At 33.0% G+C, this 25,543-nt stretch carries 25 protein-coding genes; 4 read left to right on the forward strand and 21 right to left on the reverse strand.

All coding sequences use genetic code 11. The annotated features are described in order from the left end of the window. Nucleotides 1-40: 40 nt before the first annotated feature. The 5 genes from D9V42_RS03965 to pgsB are packed head-to-tail and all read right to left on the reverse strand — an operon-like array spanning nucleotide 41 to nucleotide 4,480. Entirely contained in the window at nucleotides 41-1,633 is a 1,593-nt protein-coding gene (locus D9V42_RS03965) for a gamma-glutamyltransferase (RefSeq protein ID WP_122063243.1), read from the reverse strand. A 2-nt stretch (nucleotides 1,634-1,635) separates the two neighbouring features. Further along, on the reverse strand, nucleotides 1,636-1,794 hold the full coding sequence (locus tag D9V42_RS15240) for a hypothetical protein (RefSeq protein WP_167456080.1): 159 nt from the start codon (nucleotides 1,792-1,794) through the stop codon (nucleotides 1,636-1,638). After that, nucleotides 1,784-2,854: a CapA family protein gene (locus D9V42_RS03970; protein ID WP_122063245.1), complete on the reverse strand. Its 1,071-nt coding sequence runs from the start codon at nucleotides 2,852-2,854 to the stop codon at nucleotides 1,784-1,786. The genes D9V42_RS15240 and D9V42_RS03970 overlap by 11 nt, the downstream gene beginning before the upstream one ends. Before the next feature lie 14 nt (nucleotides 2,855-2,868). After that, the gene (gene pgsC / locus D9V42_RS03975) at nucleotides 2,869-3,321 is read right to left on the reverse strand and encodes a poly-gamma-glutamate biosynthesis protein PgsC (RefSeq protein ID WP_017723743.1); all 453 of its coding nucleotides are present in this window, start codon (nucleotides 3,319-3,321) and stop codon (nucleotides 2,869-2,871) included. A gap of 1 nt (nucleotide 3,322) precedes the next feature. Continuing rightward, a complete protein-coding gene (pgsB, locus tag D9V42_RS03980; RefSeq protein ID WP_122063247.1) occupies nucleotides 3,323-4,480 on the reverse strand; it encodes a poly-gamma-glutamate synthase PgsB in 1,158 nt (385 codons plus the stop codon). 417 nt (nucleotides 4,481-4,897) lie between these two features. On the opposite strand from pgsB, the gene D9V42_RS03985 reads away from it, so the two are divergent. Both D9V42_RS03985 and D9V42_RS03990 read left to right on the forward strand, forming a co-directional pair. After that, on the forward strand, nucleotides 4,898-5,212 hold the full coding sequence (locus D9V42_RS03985) for a hypothetical protein (protein ID WP_107555008.1): 315 nt from the start codon (nucleotides 4,898-4,900) through the stop codon (nucleotides 5,210-5,212). Nucleotides 5,213-5,396: 184 nt separating this feature from the next. Next, nucleotides 5,397-6,554, forward strand: a complete 1,158-nt coding sequence (locus D9V42_RS03990; RefSeq protein ID WP_122063249.1) for an ArgE/DapE family deacylase — start codon at nucleotides 5,397-5,399, stop codon at nucleotides 6,552-6,554. A gap of 174 nt (nucleotides 6,555-6,728) precedes the next feature. Here the strand turns inward: D9V42_RS03990 and D9V42_RS03995 are convergent, their stop codons facing one another. After that, nucleotides 6,729-7,610 carry an AraC family transcriptional regulator gene (locus tag D9V42_RS03995; protein ID WP_122063251.1) on the reverse strand — a complete coding sequence of 294 codons (882 nt, stop codon included), beginning with the start codon at nucleotides 7,608-7,610 and terminating at the stop codon, nucleotides 6,729-6,731. A gap of 103 nt (nucleotides 7,611-7,713) precedes the next feature. On the opposite strand from D9V42_RS03995, the gene D9V42_RS04000 reads away from it, so the two are divergent. Beyond that, nucleotides 7,714-8,622, forward strand: coding sequence for a DMT family transporter (locus tag D9V42_RS04000; RefSeq protein ID WP_107555005.1), 909 nt, complete (start codon nucleotides 7,714-7,716; stop codon nucleotides 8,620-8,622). A gap of 174 nt (nucleotides 8,623-8,796) precedes the next feature. On the opposite strand, the gene D9V42_RS04005 is transcribed toward D9V42_RS04000, so the two are convergent. The 14 genes from D9V42_RS04005 to nhaC form a co-directional block, all read right to left on the reverse strand. Beyond that, nucleotides 8,797-9,771 (reverse strand): alpha/beta hydrolase fold domain-containing protein, encoded by a 975-nt coding sequence (locus D9V42_RS04005; protein WP_122063253.1) that lies wholly within the window; start codon nucleotides 9,769-9,771, stop codon nucleotides 8,797-8,799. Between the two features lie 128 nt (nucleotides 9,772-9,899). Then, a complete protein-coding gene (locus tag D9V42_RS04010; RefSeq protein ID WP_107555003.1) occupies nucleotides 9,900-10,418 on the reverse strand; it encodes a GNAT family N-acetyltransferase in 519 nt (172 codons plus the stop codon). 252 nt (nucleotides 10,419-10,670) lie between these two features. Further along, the gene (locus D9V42_RS04015; protein WP_107555002.1) at nucleotides 10,671-11,000 is read right to left on the reverse strand and encodes a thioredoxin family protein; all 330 of its coding nucleotides are present in this window, start codon (nucleotides 10,998-11,000) and stop codon (nucleotides 10,671-10,673) included. A 127-nt stretch (nucleotides 11,001-11,127) separates the two neighbouring features. Next, entirely contained in the window at nucleotides 11,128-11,532 is a 405-nt protein-coding gene (locus D9V42_RS04020; RefSeq protein WP_107555001.1) for an acyl-CoA thioesterase, read from the reverse strand. Between the two features lie 141 nt (nucleotides 11,533-11,673). Then, nucleotides 11,674-12,657, reverse strand: a complete 984-nt coding sequence (locus D9V42_RS04025; protein ID WP_122063255.1) for a D-cysteine desulfhydrase family protein — start codon at nucleotides 12,655-12,657, stop codon at nucleotides 11,674-11,676. Between the two features lie 29 nt (nucleotides 12,658-12,686). After that, on the reverse strand, nucleotides 12,687-13,208 hold the full coding sequence (locus tag D9V42_RS04030) for a VOC family protein (protein WP_107554999.1): 522 nt from the start codon (nucleotides 13,206-13,208) through the stop codon (nucleotides 12,687-12,689). Nucleotides 13,209-13,229: 21 nt separating this feature from the next. Continuing rightward, complete coding sequence (locus tag D9V42_RS04035) at nucleotides 13,230-13,790, reverse strand: GNAT family N-acetyltransferase (RefSeq protein WP_122063257.1); 561 nt, start codon at nucleotides 13,788-13,790, stop codon at nucleotides 13,230-13,232. Between the two features lie 160 nt (nucleotides 13,791-13,950). Continuing rightward, complete coding sequence (gene ptsG / locus D9V42_RS04040) at nucleotides 13,951-15,984, reverse strand: glucose-specific PTS transporter subunit IIBC (RefSeq protein ID WP_122063259.1); 2,034 nt, start codon at nucleotides 15,982-15,984, stop codon at nucleotides 13,951-13,953. Between the two features lie 231 nt (nucleotides 15,985-16,215). Beyond that, nucleotides 16,216-17,610: a YfcC family protein gene (locus D9V42_RS04045; protein WP_122063261.1), complete on the reverse strand. Its 1,395-nt coding sequence runs from the start codon at nucleotides 17,608-17,610 to the stop codon at nucleotides 16,216-16,218. A gap of 336 nt (nucleotides 17,611-17,946) precedes the next feature. Next, complete coding sequence (locus tag D9V42_RS04050) at nucleotides 17,947-19,689, reverse strand: pyruvate oxidase (RefSeq protein ID WP_122063263.1); 1,743 nt, start codon at nucleotides 19,687-19,689, stop codon at nucleotides 17,947-17,949. A gap of 86 nt (nucleotides 19,690-19,775) precedes the next feature. After that, nucleotides 19,776-20,462, reverse strand: coding sequence for an LrgB family protein (locus D9V42_RS04055; RefSeq protein WP_107554994.1), 687 nt, complete (start codon nucleotides 20,460-20,462; stop codon nucleotides 19,776-19,778). Continuing rightward, nucleotides 20,463-20,849, reverse strand: coding sequence for a CidA/LrgA family protein (locus tag D9V42_RS04060; protein WP_017723760.1), 387 nt, complete (start codon nucleotides 20,847-20,849; stop codon nucleotides 20,463-20,465). A gap of 331 nt (nucleotides 20,850-21,180) precedes the next feature. Beyond that, nucleotides 21,181-22,056, reverse strand: a complete 876-nt coding sequence (gene cidR, locus D9V42_RS04065; RefSeq protein ID WP_107529686.1) for a cidABC operon transcriptional activator CidR — start codon at nucleotides 22,054-22,056, stop codon at nucleotides 21,181-21,183. Between the two features lie 173 nt (nucleotides 22,057-22,229). Continuing rightward, the gene (gene nhaC / locus D9V42_RS04070) at nucleotides 22,230-23,606 is read right to left on the reverse strand and encodes a Na+/H+ antiporter NhaC (RefSeq protein WP_244204773.1); all 1,377 of its coding nucleotides are present in this window, start codon (nucleotides 23,604-23,606) and stop codon (nucleotides 22,230-22,232) included. 386 nt (nucleotides 23,607-23,992) lie between these two features. On the opposite strand from nhaC, the gene D9V42_RS04075 reads away from it, so the two are divergent. Further along, the gene (locus D9V42_RS04075; RefSeq protein ID WP_122063267.1) at nucleotides 23,993-24,424 is read left to right on the forward strand and encodes a CHAP domain-containing protein; all 432 of its coding nucleotides are present in this window, start codon (nucleotides 23,993-23,995) and stop codon (nucleotides 24,422-24,424) included. 95 nt (nucleotides 24,425-24,519) lie between these two features. Here D9V42_RS04075 and D9V42_RS04080 read toward each other — a convergent pair whose 3' ends face one another. Next, on the reverse strand, nucleotides 24,520-25,494 hold the full coding sequence (locus D9V42_RS04080) for an SMP-30/gluconolactonase/LRE family protein (protein WP_122063269.1): 975 nt from the start codon (nucleotides 25,492-25,494) through the stop codon (nucleotides 24,520-24,522). Nucleotides 25,495-25,543 lie beyond the last annotated feature (49 nt).

Consider the following 25,543-nt stretch of genomic DNA (forward strand, 5'->3'; position numbering starts at 1 on the left):
GTTGATGGTATATAAGCTTTCTACCTTACCCCTTTATTTACTATCTATTACCGACGTCGTGTCCAATTTCAACAGTTTTATTATTTTTGTTGTAAAGTGCAGCTTGGACACTACCAAAGTTAGGATCGTTACGTTTTTCTTCAATCTGAAAACCTAAACTTTTGAATATATCTATATCTTGTTTACTTGTAGCATTTTCATAAAAAATTTGTCCCCCATCATTATAAAAACGTGGCTTATCTATAGATTCTTGTAGGGTGCCATCACCTCTTAAATAATCTACCAACACTTCATTCAATGTGGTTGGTATCTTGTTACCACCTGGTGTTCCTATACCCATGTAATAATCAGGTCCTACTACAATACTTGGTGCTGTAAATGATCTTGGCTCTTTATGCTTACCTCCATAGTTCGGACTTGCCGGATTTGATGAAAAGTTGTTTAGTGAGTTATTCATATAGAATCCCTCTTTCATAAATTTACCGGAACCAAAGAAACTTGCTAAAGTATTGGTAGTGCTTGTTAACTTACCGTCTTTATCTATAACTACAAAATGTGTAGTACTCGTATTGTCCACATTATTTGTATTGAAATTACTATTAAAATTAACCTCGTTTAGTTTTCCTAATATATAATCTTGAGATAAGTATTCATCGTAGTCTTCATCTTGGCCATTAATAATATCTCTATTTCTATACATCAATGCCCTAGACTTTAACATACCCGTAATATAATCTAATCGGTTATCAGGAGTTGCATCGTTTCCAGTTGCTTCATCAATTTCTAAACCTTGAAGCATTAACGTTCCACCTAACGGATTAGATGCAGAATATACTTTATTATTTAGGTAATCTGTACTTACCGGTTCTTTTTTCTCTGTTTTGTAACTTGCAAAATCTTTTTCATTAACTTCTTCATCTACTTGCTTAGAAACACTTTTACCTACTTTCTCATAAAAGTATTCCGGACCATGGTCTCTAATACCTTTAATCGTTTTAGCTAAAGCTGGTTGTTTTACAACGTCACCTTCTCTTTTCGTTTGGCCACTATCAAAAAATGGGGAATCCCGGTCAATATCTGAACCATAAAGTTTTAAACTACGTTCCAGTTCTGAATCAACTTCAAAACCATCCTCAGCTAAAGGTATAACGTAGTCTAGTATTTTTCGTTCTTCCATTTTGCCCCCTTCGTTATGTGCATCATGTAAACCACGTACAAAGCCAGGTGTACCTATCTCGTCTTTTTGTTTAAAGTCAAAAGATGAGATGTCTTTGTATTGCCATTGCTTTGGTGCAACATTTTCTTGACCATCATAAGCTAACATTGCGCCACCACCACCTAAACCAGATGAATGAGGCTCTGTTATTGCAAGTGCATAAGAAACACCTACAGATGCATCTATCGCGTTACCGCCGTCTTGCAATATTTTTTCCCCAACCCGTGTTGCGATTGGATTGTTTGAAGCAACACCGTAATTTTTGTCGGAAAGATCCTGGGCATGATCTGCTATTTTATTCTCATATAATTCATCTTTATTATAATTATCTTTTTTAGTTATCATAAAAAAGCCAAAAGATATGATAATTGTAAGGAGTAATATTACGATGAGCGTTTTTTTATTATAAATACTCATACTTAAGCTCCTTTAGAAAGATATTGGTGATGAGAAGTTTTCAATTCATTTAGTTCATATTGATCTAATCCTTCGTTCGCTCTCGCGAAAACAATTAATAGTAAAACAACCAATACAACTGAAACAACTGTTATACTTACCCAATGTTCTTTAATGTTCATAAACGTAACCTCCATTCTCTTTTTTGAAATTGATGTCTTTACCTTCAATATTATTAAGTAACTTGATTTCTTCTACTTTACTTGGGTTAGATTTAGTGATTTGTCCACCTTGTGACTTAATTGGCGTCACCGTAAATTGAGACTGGTCACCGTTCCAATTTTGTTGCACTGCCAAACCTTGTTTGTTTTTAGATAAAAAATCTTCTGATGTTACATTGCCTAAACTGTAAAAGATACTGGTGTCTTTGTATTTTTCTATTTCTTGTACTACCGAGTTATGACCAATTATCACATCAGCACCCGCATCAGCTAATGAATGCGCGTATTCTCTTTGCCTAGTAGTAACTGATCGTTCATCTGTGATACCCCAATCAACGTTAACAACCACATAATCATTGTTTTCTTTCAGTTTTTTGATTAATGGGACATAAATGCTTGGCTCTAAACTAACTGATGTCGTATTTTTTAATGTGTCTGTATAGTCTGATTCAACATCAGTAAAAGATACATTAGCTATTTTTTTATTTTTAACCGTTTGTTGTACAGTTTTACTATTGATAGCATTGGAGCCGTTGCCAGTTAAATAGTTATAGCCTGACTGAGCTTCTACTGATTTCATTAAGTCTCTCGCAGTTACATTGTCTGTAACTTGGTTGATAAGATTTAAGCTTTTTATATTCAAATCTCTTAAAAACATTACATTTTCTAAGTTTTTATTGATATTTGTTTTTCTATCATCTGAGAATTTCGATACTTGTAAACTTGCCGTAGAATAATCACTCCCTTTTAAAATTGGCTTAATAGCACTAAAAGCTTCGCTAATATTATTCTTCCTGATGTGGTTATTTAATTCGACATTTCCTAAATATGTCATTCTTATATCACCTTGACCTTTATCCATAGCTTTAACGGGTTCAATTTTTTGTGATGTCATGACAAATACTAAAAGTACAATAGCGATAATTAAAATAATGCTAGTGTAAATTGTATTTCTTTTCTTATGTCGTTTAGTCCACTTGAGTATGCGTTCTTCTATTGAAAATCTTTTAGAATTCTTCATATATATGCTCCTTACTAGTTGATAAAGCTATAAAAGAATAAAATGACATAAGTGATACATGTTAAAAGCATACAAGTTGATAAAGTAATAATGACACCTTGCTTTTGAATCGTGTTTGCTATAATGCCTGGTATAACGACACCTATGCCCGACATTTCGACCATCTCAAATGGTGTCACTGGATATATTAAGTCAAAAACAAATTTCAAAACCATTCCGGTCAAGATCATGGCTGCAAATTTCCTTCGACCATATAATATAACAATCCGGCTTATACCATGATTTACAATAAAGTATGTAATACAGCTAATGATGAGTACAGATAATAGCATAATCGGTTGATCAAAAATTAAAGCTAAATACCCAGGTACTACTAATCCAGCTGGACTAATACCAAATTTTTCAGCGAAGATTAAACTTAATACAATGCCCACAAATAATGAAAAATATAATTCTGAACCTATCATATTATTTGATCCCTTCTATATACTGCGCTATTTGTTTACCTGGTCCATGGATGTTACCCACACAAAATATCAATGCATTTTGAGACTCTTGGTATAACGCTTGCTCTACTTCTTTTATATCTCTGCCTTCAAAATTCAAATACTTTTTATCAGGTTGCCCTTTCATTACGTCAGTAACCATTTGCGTACTTTTACCAGTACAAATCAATGTGTCAAAATCTACTTCAGTAATAAAATCTTCAGCAAACTGCCTTGTTCTGTCGACTCTATCAGAACGGCAATTCAAGATAATAACAATTTTCTTATATGGATAGTTATAGCTTTCTACCTTATTTAATATAGCCTTAGTTGATTTCGGTTCATTAGCAGCGAATGCATTGACATAAACATTAGTTGATTGATTAGCATCAAAGTATTTAACTTCAACGGCTCCAACATCTGGTGGTGCATTCAGCATACCTTGTAATGCGATTTGTCTATCAATACCAAGTGCTTCTGCAACACCCATTGCAATGGCTACATTATCAGGGAACACAATATAACCAAATTTCCTTAAATACGATTCCGGCACTTCTTCCTTATCTACAACGATAAGCTTAGTCTTACGCCTTTTTGCCACCTTAGCAAAAAAGTCTGTATAATCATCTTTCATAACAACAAGATGTCCTCTATAAGGAATAGTTGCTGTAAAAGCTTCCGCCACTTCATCTAACGTTGGCCCAAGAACATCCATATGATCTTCCATGACGTTAACGATGACGCCTATATTGGCTTTAACAAGATCTTTTTGGAACGTAATTTGATAATCGGGATTCACAGCCATACATTCATTAACTAAAGCATTGGCTTTTTGTTTAACAACTTTCCTGATAATATCGCGTTGTTCTCCAATATTAGCGCCTTGTGGTTTTCTATAAACTGGATATTCTCTAGGAGTAAACCAATACATCATACGCGCATCTGTACCTGTTGTTTTACCAATAACGCGATAGTTATCCTCACGTAAAGTACTGTAAATCAATCTAGTTATAGTAGATTTACCTCTAATACCATTTATATTGATACGTATAGGAATCTTTTCTAATCTGTTAGAATGTCTTTTCTTTTCAACAATACCTAACCAAAGAATAACCCCGATACAAATTATGATTAGTAGCAAATTTTATCCCTCTTTTCAACAACCTATTTAATTTTATGTATTCAAAATAGCGTAGAATTCCAATATTATTAAATGACCTGTCTAATCTACTGCTATCTTTGGATAATGACATGCTATCATGCAGTTATTGATTTAGTTTAAATAGTTTGAATTATCTATTAATAATTTGTAAATCTGAGTTTACAATTCATCTGTAAAAAAATTAAATACACTTAAAAATCCTTGTATGAAAGCGATTTGTTAATTTTTGAAGATGTTTTATTTTTATAAGAAGAATTTTAATAATTTTTATTTAGCTAAGAATTTATAACAAAAACAAATAAATATATTATTTACCTCAATTTTACATAGCATTAAAATTTACATGTTATCTTATATGTGTAAGGGACAACTGATACAAATTTTAGGAGGTAGTTTATGAGTAAATCAGTCAAATTGGTGGTTTCAATATATCTTGCTGTTGTAGCAATTATTTGTTGCGCTTATCTGGTTATGCTTTTGGTAGGAAGTTTTCAAGGTAATGATATGAGAGGCGCTGTATTAGATTCTGATAACACTAAAAATATTGAAAACGTAGACTATATCAACAACAGTTCCCAATCTTCTGAGTTAAAAACTACTGAATCTAGTGATATACCTCAAGGTTCACAATCTAGTAACGATTACAAATTAAATAATGTATCTTCATTAAAAGATAATGAGCATCATACATGGACTTTAGAACAAAGTTGATAAAAAATCATGTATGATTTTTTATATTTAATAAGCTCTATCACTTTATTAATATATGTTACAAACCATTGTCATCTAAATTTTCTTTACATTAAATTCAACCCTTTTAGTTACAATTCTTCAATTTTATTAGCTATACTTAAATTGTCTGAATTTTATATTTATTGAAAAGGGGTTTTTAATTATGAGTAAATTTACAGATAGTGAAAAGGTTCAAATTTTGGAAGATCTAGTGACAATCCAATCCGTAAATGACCATGAAATCCAAGTTTGTGAATACTTAAAAGATTTATTATCACAACACAGCATCGAATCAAAAATAATTAAAATCAGTGATACGAGAGCCAACTTAGTTGCTGATATTGGAAACGAAGGGCCTGTTTTAGGTATTTCTGGTCATATGGATGTCGTATCTGCAGGCGATATTAATAAATGGACATTTGAGCCATTTAAATTGACTGAAGTAGATGGCAAACTATATGGTCGTGGATCAGCCGATATGAAATCTGGATTAGCTGCTTTAGTAATAAGTATGATTGATATCCATGACCAAAACTTATTAGAATATGGTCGGATCAGACTATTAGCCACTGCAGGAGAAGAAATTGTTGGTGAAGGGGCTAAAACTTTCCAACAAGAAGGTTACATGAAAGATGTAGAGGCACTAGTTATTGCAGAGCCTTCGCAGGATAGAATCATCTATGCACATAAGGGTTCTATGGACATTCGCGTGATTTCAAGAGGAAAGGCTGCCCACAGCTCTATGCCACAATTAGGATTTAATGCCATTTCACCTTTAGTTAAATTTGTATATAAAGCAGATGAAGGATTCACGAAATTTGATAAAAATAATGATTTATTAGGCAATCCAATCATGAACGCTACAATTTTCAATGGTGGCAATCAAGTAAACTCTATACCAGAACATGCTGAATCTGAGTTTAACATTCGAACTATTCCAGAACATGACAATGACCAATTCATAACTTATTTCGACGAAATTTTAAAACAAGTTGAAAACGATAATACAGACATAGAAATTGATACGTATATGTCTAGACCTCCTGTTTATACTACTGGTAAAAATAGACTAGCAACACTAGCTCACGATTTAGGGTTAAAACATTTAAATACAGATTTACCTTTCGAAGCATCGCCAGGAGTTACAGATGCTTCTGACTTATTAGTTGATAAAGATGAGGATTTTTCATTTATCATGTACGGTCCTGACTTAGTAAGTCAGGCACATCAAGTAGATGAATATGTTGAGAAAGAGAGTTACTTCAAATTCATTGATTTATACACAGAATTTTTCCCTACTTACTTAAAAAATCTAAAATAAAAATTAATGGTGCTAGTGGTCACGATAGAACATTTTAATATAAAAAATAATTACTCTAATTGTTAGCTGAAATAACCATTTATATAGTCGTCAATTAACTTTAGTAAGGACAACAAGGGTGAGATAGAATTCAATAGTTGAGTTCTATCTCACCCTTGCTTACGTTGTTTTATCCTATGACTGTAGTTGGAACCTTTGATATTGTTTCGGAGTCATACCATATGTAGCCTTAAATAATTTTATAAAATAACTCGTGGTAGAGAATCCACATTGCATGGCAATATCTGTAATTGTATATTTTGCTTTGTTATTTAACTGGTAGATGCTAGCCTCTAGTCTTGTTTTTTGTAAATATTCAAATGGCGTTTGCTTAGTTGCCCTTTTAAATAACTTTATCGTTTCCGCTTCACTCATATGAATAACACCACTAAGTTGTTGTAACGTTATTTTGTTTGAGTAATACTCGTGTATATATTCAATTATTTGTTTAACGCGACTATCAAAATTGTAAGTTAAATCATCTATATAACCTGGCACGTGGTGTAACAACCATTTTATAGCACTATAAAATTGTATCGTGATGTCAAGCTGATACAAGTCTTCATGCTTTTCATATATCATACCGGTATATTCAATTATTTCTAAAAGTGCTCGTTGTTGCTTATGATCAAATGATAAATAAATATATGGCACTTGCTTTGTTAAGTCAATAATATAATTCACATATTTATACTCAATAAAATTTGTAATGCTAGGTTGCTCAATATTCCAGCAATAAAACGTACTACCTTCAACAATATCGTGAATCTCATGCACAATATTAGCATTTATAAATATACCATCTCTTTCTTTTAATATGATGGTATGCTCAGCAATATTGATTTTTATTGTGCCGTTAATTACATAGACGAATTGTAAAGCATGATGCCAATGTAAAGGTATATGACCTAATAGTGTTTCGTTTAAAGTAGTACGTAGAATAACATGCTTCCATTGATAGTCTGGATATTGTATATACTCTTCTTTATTATTTCCTATGACCATTTTATTATCCATGTAACATCACCTCAATATATTGATACTTTTAATACATTTTAATGTATTATATCAAATTATTTTCGTTTATAGTTTAATATATTAATAATTATTAGGTGATAAAATGAAGACAAAAAAACGTATGATAGGTATTATTTTAGCGGTTGTGGGTGCATCCTTTTGGGGGCTTGGCGGAACAGTATCAGATTATTTATTTAGATTTAGGCATATCGATGTTAACTGGTATGTTACCGCTAGACTACTATTTAGTGGTGTAATACTTATGATTATTTTCAAAATATTAAATCCCAAACATTCCATATTTACTATCTTCTCTAACTTTACAAGTACGATACAGGTGTTGATATTCTCTATTTTTGGTATGTTACTCGTGCAATACTCCTATATGGCTTCTATCGATGAAGGTAATGCTGCAATAGCTACGTTACTGCAATATATTGCTCCTGTTTATATTATTTTCTGGTTTATTATACGTGGCCAAACAACCTTAAAGATTTTCGATTTACTAGCTATTACGCTGACACTTACTGGTACATTTCTACTCTTAACAAACGGTTCCCTAAGTCGTCTCGTAGTACCAACTTCAAGCATCACTTGGGGAGTAATTTCTGGTATCGCGCTTGCCTTTTATACTATATATGCAACGAAACTATTAGTTAATTTTTCTTCAATCTTAGTGGTAGGATGGGCGATGCTAATTTCAGGAATATTGATGAATTTCAAAGCACCATTATGGCAACTTGATGTTTCACAAATAACGTTCAGTACATTAAGTTATTTAGGTTTCGGTATTATAGGAGGAACTGCAATTGCTTTCTTTTTCTTTATAAAAAGTTTGCAGTATTTATCAGCAAAGGAAACAACTTTATTCGGTACAATAGAACCTGTAATGGCTATTGTGGCTAGCGCTGTTTGGTTAAAAGTAACATTCCTACCATTCCAACTATTAGGCATCGTATTAATTATGTTATTAATCTTAATGCTTTCTTTAAAAAAGAATCATACAAGTTAAAATTAATACGCTATTAATTAAACGTTTACAACTATATGATTTATTCTAATAAATCATTAAAAAGAAGTGAGTTAACTGGTCTAAATTATATATTAGACTGCTAACTCACTTCTTTATTATATTTTAGTTCAGTTTTATCATTCCGTTATTCAACAACTTTACTTCATACTAAGGCTAATATTTTTTAATAATTTGCTTTAACTTTGTTATTACTTGTGCTCTTTCAGGAATTGGAAATACTGGATAAATATGAAACAAGTTATACCCTGGTAAAAATTCATGACTTATATTCTTTTTATTCAACATATTCGAAAGTTTAAGTGCATCTGGATATAATGTTTCCTTTGTACCAATGATTAACGTAATATGTCCAAGTCCTTCTAAATCTCCAAACATAGGGGAGATACGCCAATCTGTTAATGGTAAATCTCCGGACCATAATTCTAAGAAAAACTTACTTCCTTCTCTAGCTAACATCGGATCAATTTTTTCATAAACCGCTGACTCAGGATTAGATAATGTTGCATCTAATACAGGAGAAATCATGATAATGTTACTTGGCTGAGGTAGTGATTGCATTTTAATATACTGAGCAAACGATAACGCGATTTGCCCACCAGCTGAATCTCCCATCACTATAATTTGATGTGGATCTTCTACCTGTCTCACAATACTTTCATATATTTCTTTTAATAATGTAAATGTCTCTTTATAAGTCGCATGTGGCACTTTTGGATAAATAGGTAAGACAATTTTAGCGTTCAATTCACTTGCAAGTGTATCGATATAATCAAAATGATATTTCAATGGATCTTGAAACCAAGCACCACCGTGTATATATAACACGACTTGTTGTTGTCTATCAGCTTGATCATTGACCGTATAAACCGTAGACTGTTGGACAGTTGTCGCTTGCACCCTATGTTTAAAACGATACGCTGTACCATCGTATAGACCCTTTGTTGCTTCTTTCACAGCATCTAAACTTTTTTGCGCATTTTCAACATTTTCAAATGAACTTTTCGCATTAGTGATTTTTAACATTAATTCATATAAAAAGCTTTTATAACTTCGTTTTTCTCTTACTTTTACGTACAGATATGAAGCAGCAATTGTCACACTGGATAATGCAGCTATTTTCTTTATCACAATTTTTCCTCCCTGCCTATTACATTAATATTGCTATTACATATAGTTTATAACAAACTCAGCAATAATTTTAACAAAAGGAACTATATTATTAATTAACTGTGACATTTTTGAAATTCATGAAGACCCTACCATATATTGTCAGATTCAGTATGATAAACTTCATTCAACATCATAGACATATACAATTCATCAAAAAAATGACCATCCATATAAACAGAACTATGTTTAATCCCTTCAATCTTAAAACCTATCTTTTCATAAAAATTTACAGCGGGTTTATTAGTAGTAATCACTGTTAATTCCAACCTTCTGAGGCCTTTGCGTTTAGCCCATTTAAAAGTTTCATCAAACATTTGCGTTGCTAAACCTTGTTGTTGCAAATCACTGATTAATCCAGTAACAATGTAACCAATATGTCTTACCTTTGCTAACGTACTAATATGTACTGATAAATAACCTAAGATTTGGTTATTTTCCGACTTAACACCAATATAAAAATTGCGTTTTATGTCATCTATAAAACGTGCTTTATCGAAATTTCTTTCTTCTGGTAAATAGAGCATATATTGGGACTCTTCATCAATTTTTCTCATACAATCATAAAGCGCTTCCGCTTCATTTGGACAAATTCTTTCAATTCGCATAAACATCCCCCTTAGCACTATGAATTTTACTTATCATACATTATTTAATATAATTATGACAGTTTTTATAAAATTTCCCACTCTTTTATGACGAACAATTTAATTTCTAGAAAAGCACAAAAAAACTGAGACATAATGAATGTCCCAGCTCTTTTATAATTTTTGCTTAATCGATTTCAAACATAGTAGAAGACTCCATAGTAGTTCATATTTTATGAATATAAGCTTCTATGGAAAAGTGCTTATCAAATTTTAGTTATCTAAACTTTGAAACATTAAGTTCAATTGATGTTCAAATTGTTGCATATCAATGAAACGACCTTGACGATGCATCTCTTTCCCATCTAGATATATCAAATCTACTGGTACAGTAAAGATAGATAATTCACCTGCTATCTCTTCTAACTCGCTTTGATTAACAATCCCCAACGGTACGTTAGGAAAGTCCTTTACTATGTCAGCTATCTGTGGCAATACTGCATGACACACACTACAATTGTCCCTCATAATGTGTATGACAGCCAATGGATGTCGAGCTATAAAGTCATGAAATGACTCTATCGTTGTCAATGTTTGTTGCACGATTGAACACCACCTTTATTTTAATAAATTGAATATCATTATGCCGTGTTTCTCTATAATGTAGCAAACTTTTTGCTTACCTATCGTACCATTCATGTGCTCATTCAAATGTCTCACTAAGCTAATACTATTCTCGCAATATACTTTGAAAAACTTCTGGTACCTTTGTCACCTTTTGCTTTTGTAGATCAAAAAAAGTACCATTTTGATGGCCTAAACAATGTACTTTGTCCTCGGACACAATCTCAAACTCAAATTCCCAACGCAATTTGCTCGCTTTTACAATGTAGCAACGTCCTATTGGTTTATCATGTATCGTTATAGGTGTTTTGTATTCTGCCTCTGTTTTCATTAATATTGGTGAAATATGTTGATTCATCATATCAGAATAAGGCATATATTGATTTATAAAATCCGTACGTAAATCTTCAAACCACCTGATATATACTATGTTACTTACGATACCCATCGCATCTATATCGTAACCATTCACTTCTATCGCTTTTTCTGACACTAATTTTCTAATGGTCATGATTCATTACGCTCCTTATATAATTACGTAGAATGCTACAACTCAATATTATAAATATATTAATACGCAATTTCATCAATATAAACTTCATCTGTAATACATTACTTCAATGCCAATCTAATCATAATGCTTAGGTTATTTCTATTTATCCTGTATCATTTCAGGAAGCAATTGTTGCATACGCGTTCTTGTTGCCTGTGTGTAGCCTTGTAATCCACCTGTATGAATAAATAAAATATTATTTTGATTATCGTAGCTACCAGCTTTAATTTCTTCTACTAAACCTCTAAAAGCTTTTCCTGTGTAGGTTGGATCTAAAATAATCCCTTCTTGTTGGGCAATATCTATATAAAATTGCAATTCTTCATCTGTTGCTTGTCCATAACCAAGACCAATATAATCATCATTGATAGTTATCGTATCAAATGACGCTATACTATCATCTAAATGAGTTAATATATCAATTATTTTTGTTTTAAATTCATGCGCACTTTGAGTGACTGTGTATCCTGTAATGTTTTTATTTAAACCGCGGCTTTTATTACCGTACCAAAGACCAGCATAAGTTCCTCCAGAACCGACGGCTAAATTAATTGAATCGAATTGGACGTCCATATCTGTTTCTTGTTCAACAATCTCATTAAAAGCGTTGATATAACCATGTGATCCTATCCAATCAGAAGCGCCTGACGGTATAGCAAATGCCCGTTCCCCTTGTGTTTCTAATTCAGTTTGTAATGCTTGCATTGCTTCTTCTCTTGAGGCTGATGGCTCAATGATGTGAATATGTGCCCCCAACATAGCATCTAAAAATAGATTTCCTTCAAACTCTGCCAAGTTACCTCGAAGTACTAAATGACATGTTATGTTGAATTGTGCACATAATGCAGCGGTCGCTCTTGCGTGATTTGATGTTATGGCTCCCGTTGTGATTACTGTATCATAGCCATTATCCAAGACATATTGCAAGGTATATTCTAATTTACGCACTTTGTTACCAGAAATCTCAGTTCCAGTATAGTCATCTCTTTTAATATAAATATTTTTACCTAAAGTCTCACTTAACCGTTCTAATTTATGAATAGGTGTTTTCAAATTAGCTACATTTAATTTGTTTTGTAACATTTTTCTTTCCTCCCTTTAGTCATATTTGCTTATGGCTCTGGTATAAAAACAGTTGCTTCGCTATTTTCCGGGTAATAAAAACCATTAGGTACTGTTTGTAACTCAATTAAACTCCCCCATGGTGTTTTAATATATACTGTCTGATTACCTGCTGTATCTTCATATCTTGTATTAGCATGTGGCTCAGATACCGGTATACCTCCAGCTTGCTTAACTTGCGCTAGTGCATGATCAAAGTTATCTACATAAAATGAAATATGTGTAAATCCTATATCCTGTAAAAACGTCGGATTGTTTTGTGTAGCATGTTTAAATTCAAACATCTCTATATTAGGGCCATTATGAAATACCATCATTCTTTTTTTTATAATTACTGCCCCTTCTTCAATATTTAACACTTGTTCAACATGTTTCCCCCCTCGCGGCTCGTCTGCTTTAGTCTGGCTATCATACGCAATTTTACCGTTTAAAGCTTCTTTAAAAAACTGAGTAGCACGTTCAATGTCAGGAACTGTTAATCCGATATGGTTAATGCCTCTAGTAAGTTTCATATACTCCCTCCTGAGAACAAATTATCTTTGTTGTTGTTCAAATTGCTTTTTAAGTAGGACATATCTGTTCATATCTCTATAATTTTCACCATCAAAGATGTCTTCTACATCTGTTGCTAGAAAAGTAAATCCTGCTTTTTCAGCCACTTTATTACTGGCTATATTTCTAACATCAGCTTTAATTATGAGTTTGTTAAGAGATAACGTTTCAAACGCAAAGTGACATAAATGATTAACACAATTTGTTACTATGTTTTTACCCGTATATCCTTCAGCTATCCAATAACCTACTTCAGCTTTATGATTATTATTATCTATTTTATGTAAATCAACAGTACCTATAAGTGTTGTTTCATAGTAAATTAAAAACAATCTCGCTTTATTGTCCGCATGTTGTTGAATCATCATTTTTAAATATGCACGTTCATCTTCAACCGTCACATCGTCTGTTATAAAATCTAAAAATGGCGCCAAGTGTGTAAAGTTATTTTTTATGGTGCTATATAGTGGTTCCGCCATACTTAATTCTGGTGGTACTAATGATACTTTCGGCATTACATTCATCGTTGGTTTATATTTCATTTTTATCACCCGTTTCTTTCTCTTTTCTTAATTCTAATGATATTTACAATTTCAGAATATTTCAACACTTTTATTTTTATGTAAATTCCTGACATGATAAAAAAGCCCAAGACATAATACGATATGTCTCGAGCTCTCCTTGCTTTGATTTTATATTTTATTATTTTTGACTAATTTTCATAATTACTTCATCAATAGATACATTTTTTGCATCGGCTGTTTCAATGGTACGATCTTCTAAATTTGTTACGATTAAAGGTGTTACGATACTTGGCGCATTAGACTTAATATAGTCTAAATCAACCTTCATAAGTGGTTGACCTTTCTTAATCGTATCTCCAGTATTCACAAGACTTTCAAAGCCTTCACCATTTAACTTAACTGTATCGATGCCGATATGAATCAATAATTCTATGCCTTGTTCAGATTCTAAGCCAATAGCATGTTTTGTCGGGAAGATTGTTTTAACGGTTCCATCAAATGGTGCTACAATTTCTCCATCTTCTGGAATAAAACCTACACCATCCCCCATCATTTTTTGAGCAAATACTTGATCAGGCACTTCTGATAAAGGAATAAGTTGCCCTTTACCCGGAGCATAGATCTCTGTATCTGAGACTTTATTTAATTGAACCGTATTTTCCTCATCTTCTTCAGTGATTGTAGTCTCACTAGGTTTTGTGATTTCACCTTTCATAATTAAGGACATATCATGTTTGATTTGATCAGATTTAGGTCCAAAGATTGCTTGCATATTATTACCTACTTCAAGTACACCTGAAGCACCTAATGCTTTTAATTCTGCAGTATCCACTTTACTTTTATCTGCTACTTCAACACGCAATCTCGTAATACATGCATCAAGGTGTTTGATATTTTCTTCTCCACCCATTGCGTTTAAAACATTAAACGGTAATTCGCTTGCAGATGAATTCGAAGCTTGCGCTTGTTTATCTTCACGACCTGGTGTTTTGTATTTAAATTTAAGGATAAAGTATCGGAATACAAAGTAGTAGATCACTGCGTAGACAAGCCCCACAGGAATGACTAACCACCATTGCGTTTTATTAGGTAAGACGCCCAACAAGACATAATCGATAAATCCGCCTGAGAAAGTATAGCCTAAATGTACATCTAGTAAATATAAAGTTAAGAAAGATAGACCATCAAGTATTGCATGAATTAAAAATAGTAATGGTGCTACAAATAAGAATGAAAATTCTAATGGTTCTGTAATACCTGTTAAGAAAGAAGTTAAAGCTGCTGATCCCATTAACCCAGCTACTACTTTTTTATTTTCAGGCTTTGCTGTATGATAAATTGCTAAAGCTGCTGCTGGGAGACCAAACATCATAACTGGAAATTCTCCTTGCATAAATTTACCAGCAGTTAAATTACTACCTTCTTTAATTTGTTCAATAAAGATACGTTGGTCACCGTGAATTATTTCGCCAGCTGCATTTTTCCAAGCGCCAAATTCAAACCAAAACGGTGCATGGAAAATATGATGCAAACCAAATGGAATCAACAAACGTTTAATAAATCCAAATAAGAAAACTGCGACCCCTGTATTTGAATCTAACAAACCTTCACTAAATGCGTTTAAGCCAGATTGAATACTTGGCCATATTAATGCCATTGGGAACGCTAATACAAATGAAGTGGTTGCCATCATAATAGGTACAAAACGTTTACCGGCAAAGAAACCTAAATATGACGGTAGCGAAATGTTATAGAACTTGTTATAACACCATGCTGCTAATGCCCCAATAATAATACCGCCAAACACGCCTGTTTGTAATGTAGGAATTCCTAAGACACTTGCATAACCACTTGCTGCGTCGTTAACGTTGTCTGGCGTCACATGTAAAAACGCCCCCATCGTTTTGTTCATAATAACATAGCCGACAAATGCTGCAATTGCTGCAACACCATCTCCACCAGCTAAACCTATCGCAACACCCAAAGCAAATATCATTGGTAAATTATCAAATATACTACTTCCGGCACCTGCCATCATTTCGGCTACACTTTGCACACCTGCATTTTGAATAAATGGCAGGTAGTGTTGTAGTTCCTCACCCTGTATAGCTGTACCTATTGCCAGTAATAGCCCGGCAGCAGGTAAAATAGCGACTGGTAACATTAAAGCTTTACCTATACGCTGAAGCTGTCCGAATAGCTTTTTAAACATATAAAAACATCCCTTCCAAAAATATAATTTGATCGCTATTAATGCGCAAAAATAGGCATGAGCAAACAGACTATTCCCTATAGTCTTTCTGTTTGCTCATGCCTGCTTAACCAGTAACACGCAAAGTAACGATGTGTTTTTTTACATTATATAACGCTTTCATAAAATATACAATATAAACTTTAAATTTTAATTTATATAAGCATATACAATTGCACTAAATAACTCACGTTAATAGCCAACTATAAGTGCAATGGACATACCAATACAACAGATAATAACCCAAGCTAAAATAATCTTCCAAGCAAACTTCAACCATTGGGTATAAGTTATTTTACCTACGGCTAAGGCTCCCATCAAAATAGCTGAAGTTGGAAATAATACATTACTAATTGCGTCACCGTATTGGAATGCTAACACGGTAATTTGTCTATTAATATCTAACAAATCAGAAATAGGTACCATTAAAGGCATTGTAGTCAAGGCTTGACCAGATCCTGAGGGTATAAAGAAATTAAGCATAAACTGTAATATAAACATAGCAATAATGACTAAAGAAGATGGTACATCTGCAAGTAACGTTGTCATCCCATGCACAATACTATCAATAACTTGACCATTTTCTAGAATAACAATAATGCCTTTTGCAAATCCAACTATCATAGCACCAAACAGTATATCTTTCATTCCATCAATCATTGCATCAAATGTGCCATTTAATCCCAGGCCACCGATGAAACCAGCAAGTAAACCCGCAAGTATAAAGTTAGCACTCATTTCATTAAATGACCAACCATACGTAAATATGCCATATACATTTAATATGATGACCATGACTATTAACCCTAAACCAACTGCTTGTCGTTTTGTAAAACGTTCTGCTTCTATTACACCATTTTCATGACTTTCAACTTGTTCTAATTCGTATACTAAAGATTTAGACATATCGCGTTTTACAGCACGCGCATATAACATAACTGAAGTAATTGCAGCAATTAGAATAAATATATAAATCATAGTACGTAGTCCCCACCCCGAAAACATTGGTAATTCTGCCACTGATTGTGCTACTCCTACAGTAAAAGGGTTTAACATGCCGCCTATAAAACCACTTGCCGCTCCTAAAATAACCATTGCTGCACCGGTCAGCGCATCATAACCTAGTGTGCGGGCGATAATAATACCAATAGGAACAAAGATAATCGTTTCTTCTGCTAACCCTATTGAGAAACCTAATATCGAAAAAATAGTCATAGTTAAAGGGATCATTAGCACTTTGTATGAACCTAGTGTTTGCATCGCTTTATTTACACCATTTTCAAATGCACCAGTTTTATGTACAATCCCAAACGCGCCACCCACAAGAAAAATATAAAACACAATTTCTCCACCACTAATAAGCCCTTCTGGTATAGCTCTAAAAATATCAAAGAATGATACACCTTGTTGCTGAACTTGTTCATATGAACCTGATATAACTAAAGTCTGTCCATCTTTCTTCTCTCTTGCATACTCACCAGCAGGAATTAAATATGTCAGTATACTAGAAAAGATGATAATAAAGAGTAACAGTGCATACGTATGCGGTGTTTTAAATTGATTATTTTTAAATATTTTTTTAATCATTTTTCATCCTCTCCATTTTAACTACACTATGCTATAAAATAATCAATGCACTATAAGTCCCAAGTGTTATTGATGCATAATGCATGCTTTTCTTATTTTGTCTGAAAATTTAGTTAACTCTATTATTCCATAGTCTGGGTTTTTATCAATATCTTAATACATAAAAAAAGAGCGAGACACAAACCAAAAGTTACTTTGATTTCGTGTGCTCGCTCTGTAAAGATACTTATTTCGTTAATCTTTGCCGACTATCTTTTAATAAAATATCTCATCAACTTATATTATTAAGAAATATTTTAAAGCTCTATCTATAGAGACTAACGCCTCATCGTTATTTTAAAAGAAACGTTTTACTGCTGTTGACATTGGTGGCAATTCATCCAAGTCTAATTTTTTATCTTCAGTAATAGATCTAAACGCCCATTTACCATAGTTAATCGCCTCTTCATTTACAATTTTACCTGGTAATGGTGCTGCATTTTCATCTACATAAACATTAACAATCGTTGGTTTATTTTCAGCCATAGCAGCTTCAACGACTTCATCAATTCTGTTTGGATCTTTAAGTGTATAACCAACTCCGCCACAACTTTCGGCAAATTTTTCTAAGTCAATATCAGTGAAGTTAATCGCATATTCTAACTCACCAGCAGCTTGTTGTTCATATTTAATAAATGAAAGTTGTTCATTATTCAATACAAATAATGTCATTGGTAAGTCATACTGCACTGCCGTTGCAAAATCTTGCATGACCATGTCAAACGCACCATCGCCAATAATACCAACTACTTGACGATTTGGATACTCACGTTTGGCAGCTATTGCAGTAGGTAACGCACAACCCATCGTACCTAACCAGCTAGAAATAATAAATTTATTATTCACTGTTAAGTTTAAATAACGCGTAGACCAAACAGTTGCCGTACCGACATCTATAGAGAAGATGGCATCGTCTGTTCTAACTTTATTTATAGCATCCATTAAACGTTCTGGTCTAATAGGTTTACTATCATTAGCCATATCTTCAGCCATCCAAGCATCCCATGTGGCCTTTCTTTCTAACGTTTTATTTAAGAAGTCGCGATCCGTAACATGCTTAGCCATATCAGTTAATTGTAGTAATGCTAGTTTACTATCGCCAAGAATACCCACGTTAACATCAAAACGGTGTCCAATGTTTTCTGGATTTGTATCAATTTGTATTGCTTTGATATTTTTCTTTGGTAAATAATCTACATAAGGATAATTAGTACCAACCATAATTAATAAATCCGCATCTTGCATCGTTTGATATGCTGTTTTAGTACCTATTTTACCAAGGTTACCTATATTATAAGGATGTGCGTCAGGCAGAACTGTTTTTGCTGGTAATGTTACAATCGTTGGTATCTTAAACGCTTCTATAAATTCACGGACTTCATCTTTTGCATGCTGTGCACCTGTACCAAGTAATACTACTGGCTTTTTACTTTTATTAATGAGTTTAGTCGCTTTCTTTATAGTATTTGGTTTTGGTGCTACACGAGCTGGTGGCGCAGTATCTACTTTTTGATTAGTCGTGTCTTTAACTTTGCGCGTCAATAAGTTATTAGGCAAGATTAAGACAGATACACCTTTTTTCTCGTAAGCTGTACGTATTGCTTCATTTACAATTCCAAAGATATCTTTATCATTTTCAGTTACTTGATGTTTGTATACTGCGACATCATCAACCATTTTACTAACATCTGTTTCTTGGAAAGCTTTTGTTCCTAAAGCCGTACTATCTGTTTGACCTGCTAAGATTAATTGTGGCACATTATCCATTTTTGCATCATACATTCCATTTAGTAAGTGAATAACACCTGGGCCACCGATACTTAATGCGACACCAATTTTACCTGTTAATTTTGTATAGCCAGCAGCAGCTAAACTTGCAACTTCTTCATGACGAACATGAACAAACTCAATATTATCTCTTTCCGTTCTTAAACTATCAACTACTGCATCAATTGAATCACCAGGAATACCATATAAGTGATCAATATCCCATGCTTGTAATGCTTTCACTAATGCTTCATTCGCTTTAATTTTTGCCATTATCAAAATAGCTCCTTTCAATATTCAAGTTGATTTCCCATATTTTTAATTAACTTCGCAATCTATTATCACTAAACAGGATTCATTTAGTATAAGAAAAGGATCAGAATAGGCAAGATGATTGAACTTAGAACTGCTGTTAGTATCATTCCTATAGAACTAAATGCACCAGATTCTAAATCAATTTCTAATGCTTGCGCAGTACCAAAAGCATGTGAAGCATTTCCGTAAGTTAAACCTTTCGCAATTGAGGTTTTAAATTTACCTAATCTCAATAAATAAGAACCTAAAATACTACCAATCAATCCAGTAGTTACAATAAACATAACTGTAATAGTATCGATACCACCAAGTTGATGTGACACTTCTATGCCTACCGCAGCCGTCATCGACCTTGGTAACATTGTCACGATCACTTCTTTTGAGTATCCTAAGATTTTTAATACACTATATACGAATATGAAATTTAACATCACTGCTGTCAGTACGCTACTAAAAATAATACTCGCATTTTGTAGTATTTTATGGCGATTTTGATAAAGTGGAAATGCTAAACAAACAACCGTGCAATTCAATAAATAATGAATCCATTTTCCGCCAGTCATATAATCTTGATAATCTTCATTCAATAATAGAAGTACAATAATAATTCCTATAGACGATATTAATGCTGGGTTTAAAAATGGCGTTTTATATTTTACCTGTAATTTTTTGGCACCTATAAACATAGCTAGTGTTAAAACAATCATTAAAAAGCCTTTTAAAAATATCATCTAATTTTGTCCATTCCCGTATCGCGCAGTTTTAACCATTTTCTCAGCTATAAAACCAGAAATTAATGCGACACAACATGTTCCTAAAATAATCATTGAAAAGAATAGGATAAAATTCAAGTTAATATCAGACACGACATCCATGACACCAACTACTGACGGTACAAAGAAAAACACCATTGTCGTAAGGAAAAAGTTAGAGCCTTCACTGACCCATTTTGACGGAATTATTTTAAATTGTAATAACAGGAAAAATACAAGTAATCCTACAATGCTACCTGCAATTGGTATATGCAATACACTCTGAATTACATTGCCAATATAAGTAATCCCCATAATTAATAATACTTGCAGTAAAACTTTTGATACCTTCTTTGATATTTGCAATATTCATCATCCTTTATTGCATTATTATTTTAAACTTTATTGATTACATCTCTTAGTATAAGACCCCTAATCATATAATAAAAATATTGATTTTTAATATTACTTATTACTTTTATGAATGGAAGCGATTTATTTAATTATATTTATCTATGAATATTCCAAATTAATTAATTTTATCAGAAACTGGAAATATGGTTATAAGCACTTATTTTTTTATTTGATAAAGTATTCTTTTTAAATAAAAAAGAGCGAGACAACGAAAACACAATGTACAAAATTGTTTTCGTCGCCCCGCTGCTATGAACAATGTCTTTTAAAATGACACAATGCTTTATAAACGTTCTTTCATAAATTCAATCCATTTTCTTGTTGCGTGACTAAGATATTTATCTCTCTTCCAAATAACACCCAATTCCCAACGCATACCTGGATCATCAATTGTAATATTTTTAAAGCTACCGTCTAATAAATTCACAATATTTTCTGGTAATATGCTCACGCCTAAATGTGCACTTAATAAATTCTCTATAAAATTCCACTGCGAAATTTTAGATATTGTTTTCGGTACATAACCAGCGTTTTTTGCCGCTTCAATAATTTTATCATTTAGATAAAAGTCCTCATTAAATAGGATAAAATCTTCATCCTTCAACATAGCCATATTAATCTGTTCTCTATTCGCTAGTCTATGTTCTTTATTTACTACTAATTTTAAGTCTTCTTGATAAAGTGGTATAGAGTGAAAAATATCTTGGTCTACGGGTATCGTTGTAATACCAATATCAATTTCGTCATTGATTAATTGTGTCTCAATCATTTTGCCCCCTTTTTCGACAAGATTGTAGGTCACGTTCGGGTATTCTTGATGAAACTCACCTAAAATATGTATAAACTTATTCATGTTCATGACTGCTGATAATCCAATACTTATATGACCTGTTTCTAATCCCAACAAGCTATTAATTTCTTTTGGTAAGTCTTTATATAACGTCAAAATTTCTTTGCATTTTTTGTAAAATACTTTTCCAGCATCAGTTAATACGAGTTGTCTCTTACTACGATCGAAAAAAGTCATATCAAGTTCTTTTTCTAAGTCTTTTATTGCTTTGCTAATCGTAGGCTGAGCAATATATAGTGATTTTGAAGCGTTAGTCATTCCTTTTTGATCTACGACTTCGACAAAATATTTCATATGTTTAATATCCATATGTTTACACCTCTACTTGAAACATAATTAATACTGTACAGTATACGTAGAATTTCTAATAATTCAATCACATACTCTATATAGTCATTCACAAACTTACAGTATAAAATCAGAGTGGAACACCTATGATGTCCCACCCCTTCAAAAAATTTACAGCTATTGTACTATTCTATTTATGCTAAATTTGTATCATTTGATTGAGTGTGTTCCGATTGTTCACCCTCTGATTCATCTAAACCGATAATTTTAAAGCCGATATAACCAAATATAATCGAAATGATTGGTACAGTATAATTTAAAATGGCAAACGGCGCATATTCTACCACTGAAACGCCTAAAGTTGATACAATAAAGACGCCACATGTATTCCAAGGTACGAACACAGATGTCAATGTACCACCATCTTCTAGGGCTCTAGATAGATTTTTCGGATGCAATTTCTTATCTTTAAACGTATTTATGTACATGCGCGATGGCACGATAATTGATATATATTGTTCAGAACAAGTAAAGTTTGTTCCAATACACGATACAATAACGGACGCAATCAATGATCCCGTAGATTTAGCCACTTTTAAAATAACAGCAATTAACGCTGTGAGCATACCAGAATATTCTAGGACACCCCCAAAGGTCATTGCGACAAGTGTCAGTGATATCGTATAGAACATTGATTCCAATCCACCACGATTGAACAATTCATCTACTAGTTTATTTCCTGAATCAATGGTATAACCCGTTTGTAGCGCTGTAAGTGCTTCTGTAATAGAACCACCTTGTAAAAATATCTGTGCAAAGAAACCTAATATAATCCCTACACAAATTGCTGGTATCGCAGGCACTTTTACTACAACGAGTGCAATTACAATAATTGGTATAAGTAATAGCCATGGTGTAATTAAAAAATTATCTTGCATCGTCGCAAGAATGTCTTTTATGTTTTTAGCGTCAAAATTTCTTCCACCAAAGCGTTGTCCTATAAAGAAAAAAGCAATTAATGAAATAACTAATGCTGGAATCGTCGTATAAAACATATGCTTTATATGTGCAAACAAGTCAACACCAGTTAATCCAGAAGCTAAGTTCGTAGTGTCTGATAGTGGGCTCATCTTATCACCAAAGTATGACCCACAAATCACTGCACCAGCAACCATACCGGGCGATATACCCATACTTATGCCAATGCCCATCGAGGCGACCCCCACAGTCGCCATTGTTGACCAACTACTACCTATAGCTAAGGCTACAATGCCACATAAGATAATAACTACTGCTAAAAAGTATCTTGGGTCTATCAGTTGTAATCCATAGTAAATCATTGTAGCGACTACACCACTACCTATCCACGATCCTATTACTAATCCTACAAGTATGATGATTACGATTGCTGGTAAAGCATGACGAATCCCCTTATACATCATTTCTTCAACTTCACTAAATTCGTAACCATGTAACATTGTAATTAGTATCGCTACAGCTGTTCCTATTAATAAAGGAATATGTGGTTCCTTTTCTAATACTGCAACTGTAAAAAGCATTGCTGCAATCATCGTCACTAACGTAACGATTGCCGAAACAAAACCTAACGGCTTTTTCACCTTGTGCTTACTACTATTGTCTTTAGTGTTTCTACTAAAAATAATAGCCACCTCCTTTGTTAGTTAAATCATACTCAAGTTGAGAAACACTTTCAATACTTCCTTTATCATTTAAATTTATATTTAATTTTAAATTTTATATTCGATGAATTACATTTATTAAAATTAAAAAATATATACTACATTTTTTCTTTAAGTATTTGTTGAGATAAATTACAGTTGCGCGGCATATATTTCAAACATATTAAAGTTATTTGTAATAATAGTTTATCTTATTGTACTTTTTACCCTAGCTCCTTATGATAAATATATAATTTTAAAAATGTCTGGAGTAATGTATGAATGTTAAAAAAACAATAGCAAACACATTTATTGCGACTACGATTCTTATAACTGGAGTAACAACTTTCCAAACAACATATGAAAATCAAACTGCTAATGCAGCAGTTAATTATTATAGTAAAAATCAATGTACATGGTATGTATTTAATAAAAGAGCGAGCGTGGGTAAACCTGTACACAATAGTTGGGGCAATGCTAAAAATTGGTATTACAAAGCAAAAAATAGTGGCTATCGTGTAGGTAGAGTGCCCGCGAAGCGAGCAGTAATGCAATCAACTGTTGGTACATATGGACATGTTGCTTATGTAGAAACTGTTTATAAAAATGGCAGTATTAAAGTATCCGAATATAATTACAATCGTCCTCTAGCTTATGGCACAAGAATATTAAGTAAATCAGCAGCTGCCAAATATAACTATATCTATTAAGCACTGCGCAAGATCATTTTCTAAACAATTAACTGTTTGCTTCTAAAAAAAACGTTAATTTGCAGCTTTTTGTTGCAAATCAACGTTTTTTTATTTTATTGAAATTGGTAACTTTGGTGTCCTTTAGCAAATCCTTTAACTGTATAAATCCAAGAACCACCCTCATTTTCAATATCATTTGAACAAATAATCAATTGATCTGTTCCCGGTATAAACGCTGGGTGGGTCGATCTCAACATATGGCCCGAATCACGACCAGGAATCAATATTTGACCTATTGGATATCCTCTCTTGTTAAATACTAGAACTCTTCCTTGACCGTACATAGCAACATATAAATTATCATCACTATCTATACAACATGAGTCCGGACCTTCATGCCCTGTGAAATAATAAGGAATAGAAGCACCAAAGGGAGCAATCGTAACACCGTCTTCTAATAACTCTATACGATGCAATCGATTTGCATTCGTTTCAGTCACCCAAAGTGTTTTTTCATCAGTGCTAAGCGCAACACCATTCGCAACTGCAAGGTTTTGTAGCACAGGCGTGATTGACTTAAAGTCAGGTGAGACATAATACACGCCCCCCTTAGGATTTGTCGAATAACCTCTAAAATCCGTAAAATAAAATCCACCCTTACTATCAAATACTAAATCATCTACACAATATTCTGTTTCAATATCTGATACAATTTCCTGAATTTTATTGCCGCTTCCATCAACAGCATAAATACCACCTGAACTATCAAAATCACCTAAATAACATACAAATAAACGTCCGTCTTTATGTATTTTGACGGCTGCTGGGTTATCCTTATGTGATTTTAATAATGGTGTAATTTTTTTGTCGGGTAAGGTTACATGAAAAATAGTTCCTCCAAAGACTTCACAAAGTACTAAGTCTCCATTTCTATCGAAGCAAAGCCCTTCAAGTTGTAATCCTCTATCAGAAATCTCTAACCATGGTTCAGCCGTAATGGTTTGTATACCTTGTTCATGAGCAAGAATAGGCGCCTCACTTTTAGCATTTCCCGTATATGATAATCTAGGTAATTCTTTATTTTCCATTAATCATTTCCCCTTTCTTCACTTTCTTTATATTTTAATTATATGGGCA

It is taken from the genome of Staphylococcus pseudoxylosus (assembly GCF_003697915.1).
Taxonomy (GTDB): domain Bacteria; phylum Bacillota; class Bacilli; order Staphylococcales; family Staphylococcaceae; genus Staphylococcus; species Staphylococcus pseudoxylosus.

Coding starts and splice junctions, on each gene's coding strand:
- nhaC (WP_244204773.1), bottom strand. CDS start 23,606: ATGATTGCAGCAATGCTTTTTACAGTTGCAGTATTAGAAAAGGAACCA.
- D9V42_RS03965 (WP_122063243.1), bottom strand. CDS start 1,633: ATGAGTATTTATAATAAAAAAACGCTCATCGTAATATTACTCCTTACA.
- D9V42_RS04080 (WP_122063269.1), bottom strand. CDS start 25,494: ATGGAAAATAAAGAATTACCTAGATTATCATATACGGGAAATGCTAAA.
- D9V42_RS04025 (WP_122063255.1), bottom strand. CDS start 12,657: ATGTTACAAAACAAATTAAATGTAGCTAATTTGAAAACACCTATTCAT.
- pgsC (WP_017723743.1), bottom strand. CDS start 3,321: ATGATAGGTTCAGAATTATATTTTTCATTATTTGTGGGCATTGTATTA.
- D9V42_RS04035 (WP_122063257.1), bottom strand. CDS start 13,790: ATGAAATATAAACCAACGATGAATGTAATGCCGAAAGTATCATTAGTA.
- D9V42_RS04000 (WP_107555005.1), top strand. CDS start 7,714: ATGAAGACAAAAAAACGTATGATAGGTATTATTTTAGCGGTTGTGGGT.
- D9V42_RS04050 (WP_122063263.1), bottom strand. CDS start 19,689: ATGGCAAAAATTAAAGCGAATGAAGCATTAGTGAAAGCATTACAAGCA.
- D9V42_RS15240 (WP_167456080.1), bottom strand. CDS start 1,794: ATGAACATTAAAGAACATTGGGTAAGTATAACAGTTGTTTCAGTTGTA.
- cidR (WP_107529686.1), bottom strand. CDS start 22,056: ATGGATATTAAACATATGAAATATTTTGTCGAAGTCGTAGATCAAAAA.
- ptsG (WP_122063259.1), bottom strand. CDS start 15,984: ATGTTTAAAAAGCTATTCGGACAGCTTCAGCGTATAGGTAAAGCTTTA.
- D9V42_RS04075 (WP_122063267.1), top strand. CDS start 23,993: ATGAATGTTAAAAAAACAATAGCAAACACATTTATTGCGACTACGATT.
- D9V42_RS03970 (WP_122063245.1), bottom strand. CDS start 2,854: ATGAAGAATTCTAAAAGATTTTCAATAGAAGAACGCATACTCAAGTGG.
- D9V42_RS04010 (WP_107555003.1), bottom strand. CDS start 10,418: ATGCGAATTGAAAGAATTTGTCCAAATGAAGCGGAAGCGCTTTATGAT.
- D9V42_RS04030 (WP_107554999.1), bottom strand. CDS start 13,208: ATGAAACTTACTAGAGGCATTAACCATATCGGATTAACAGTTCCTGAC.
- D9V42_RS03995 (WP_122063251.1), bottom strand. CDS start 7,610: ATGGATAATAAAATGGTCATAGGAAATAATAAAGAAGAGTATATACAA.
- D9V42_RS03990 (WP_122063249.1), top strand. CDS start 5,397: ATGAGTAAATTTACAGATAGTGAAAAGGTTCAAATTTTGGAAGATCTA.
- D9V42_RS04020 (WP_107555001.1), bottom strand. CDS start 11,532: ATGACCATTAGAAAATTAGTGTCAGAAAAAGCGATAGAAGTGAATGGT.
- D9V42_RS04055 (WP_107554994.1), bottom strand. CDS start 20,462: ATGATATTTTTAAAAGGCTTTTTAATGATTGTTTTAACACTAGCTATG.
- D9V42_RS04045 (WP_122063261.1), bottom strand. CDS start 17,610: ATGATTAAAAAAATATTTAAAAATAATCAATTTAAAACACCGCATACG.
- D9V42_RS03985 (WP_107555008.1), top strand. CDS start 4,898: ATGAGTAAATCAGTCAAATTGGTGGTTTCAATATATCTTGCTGTTGTA.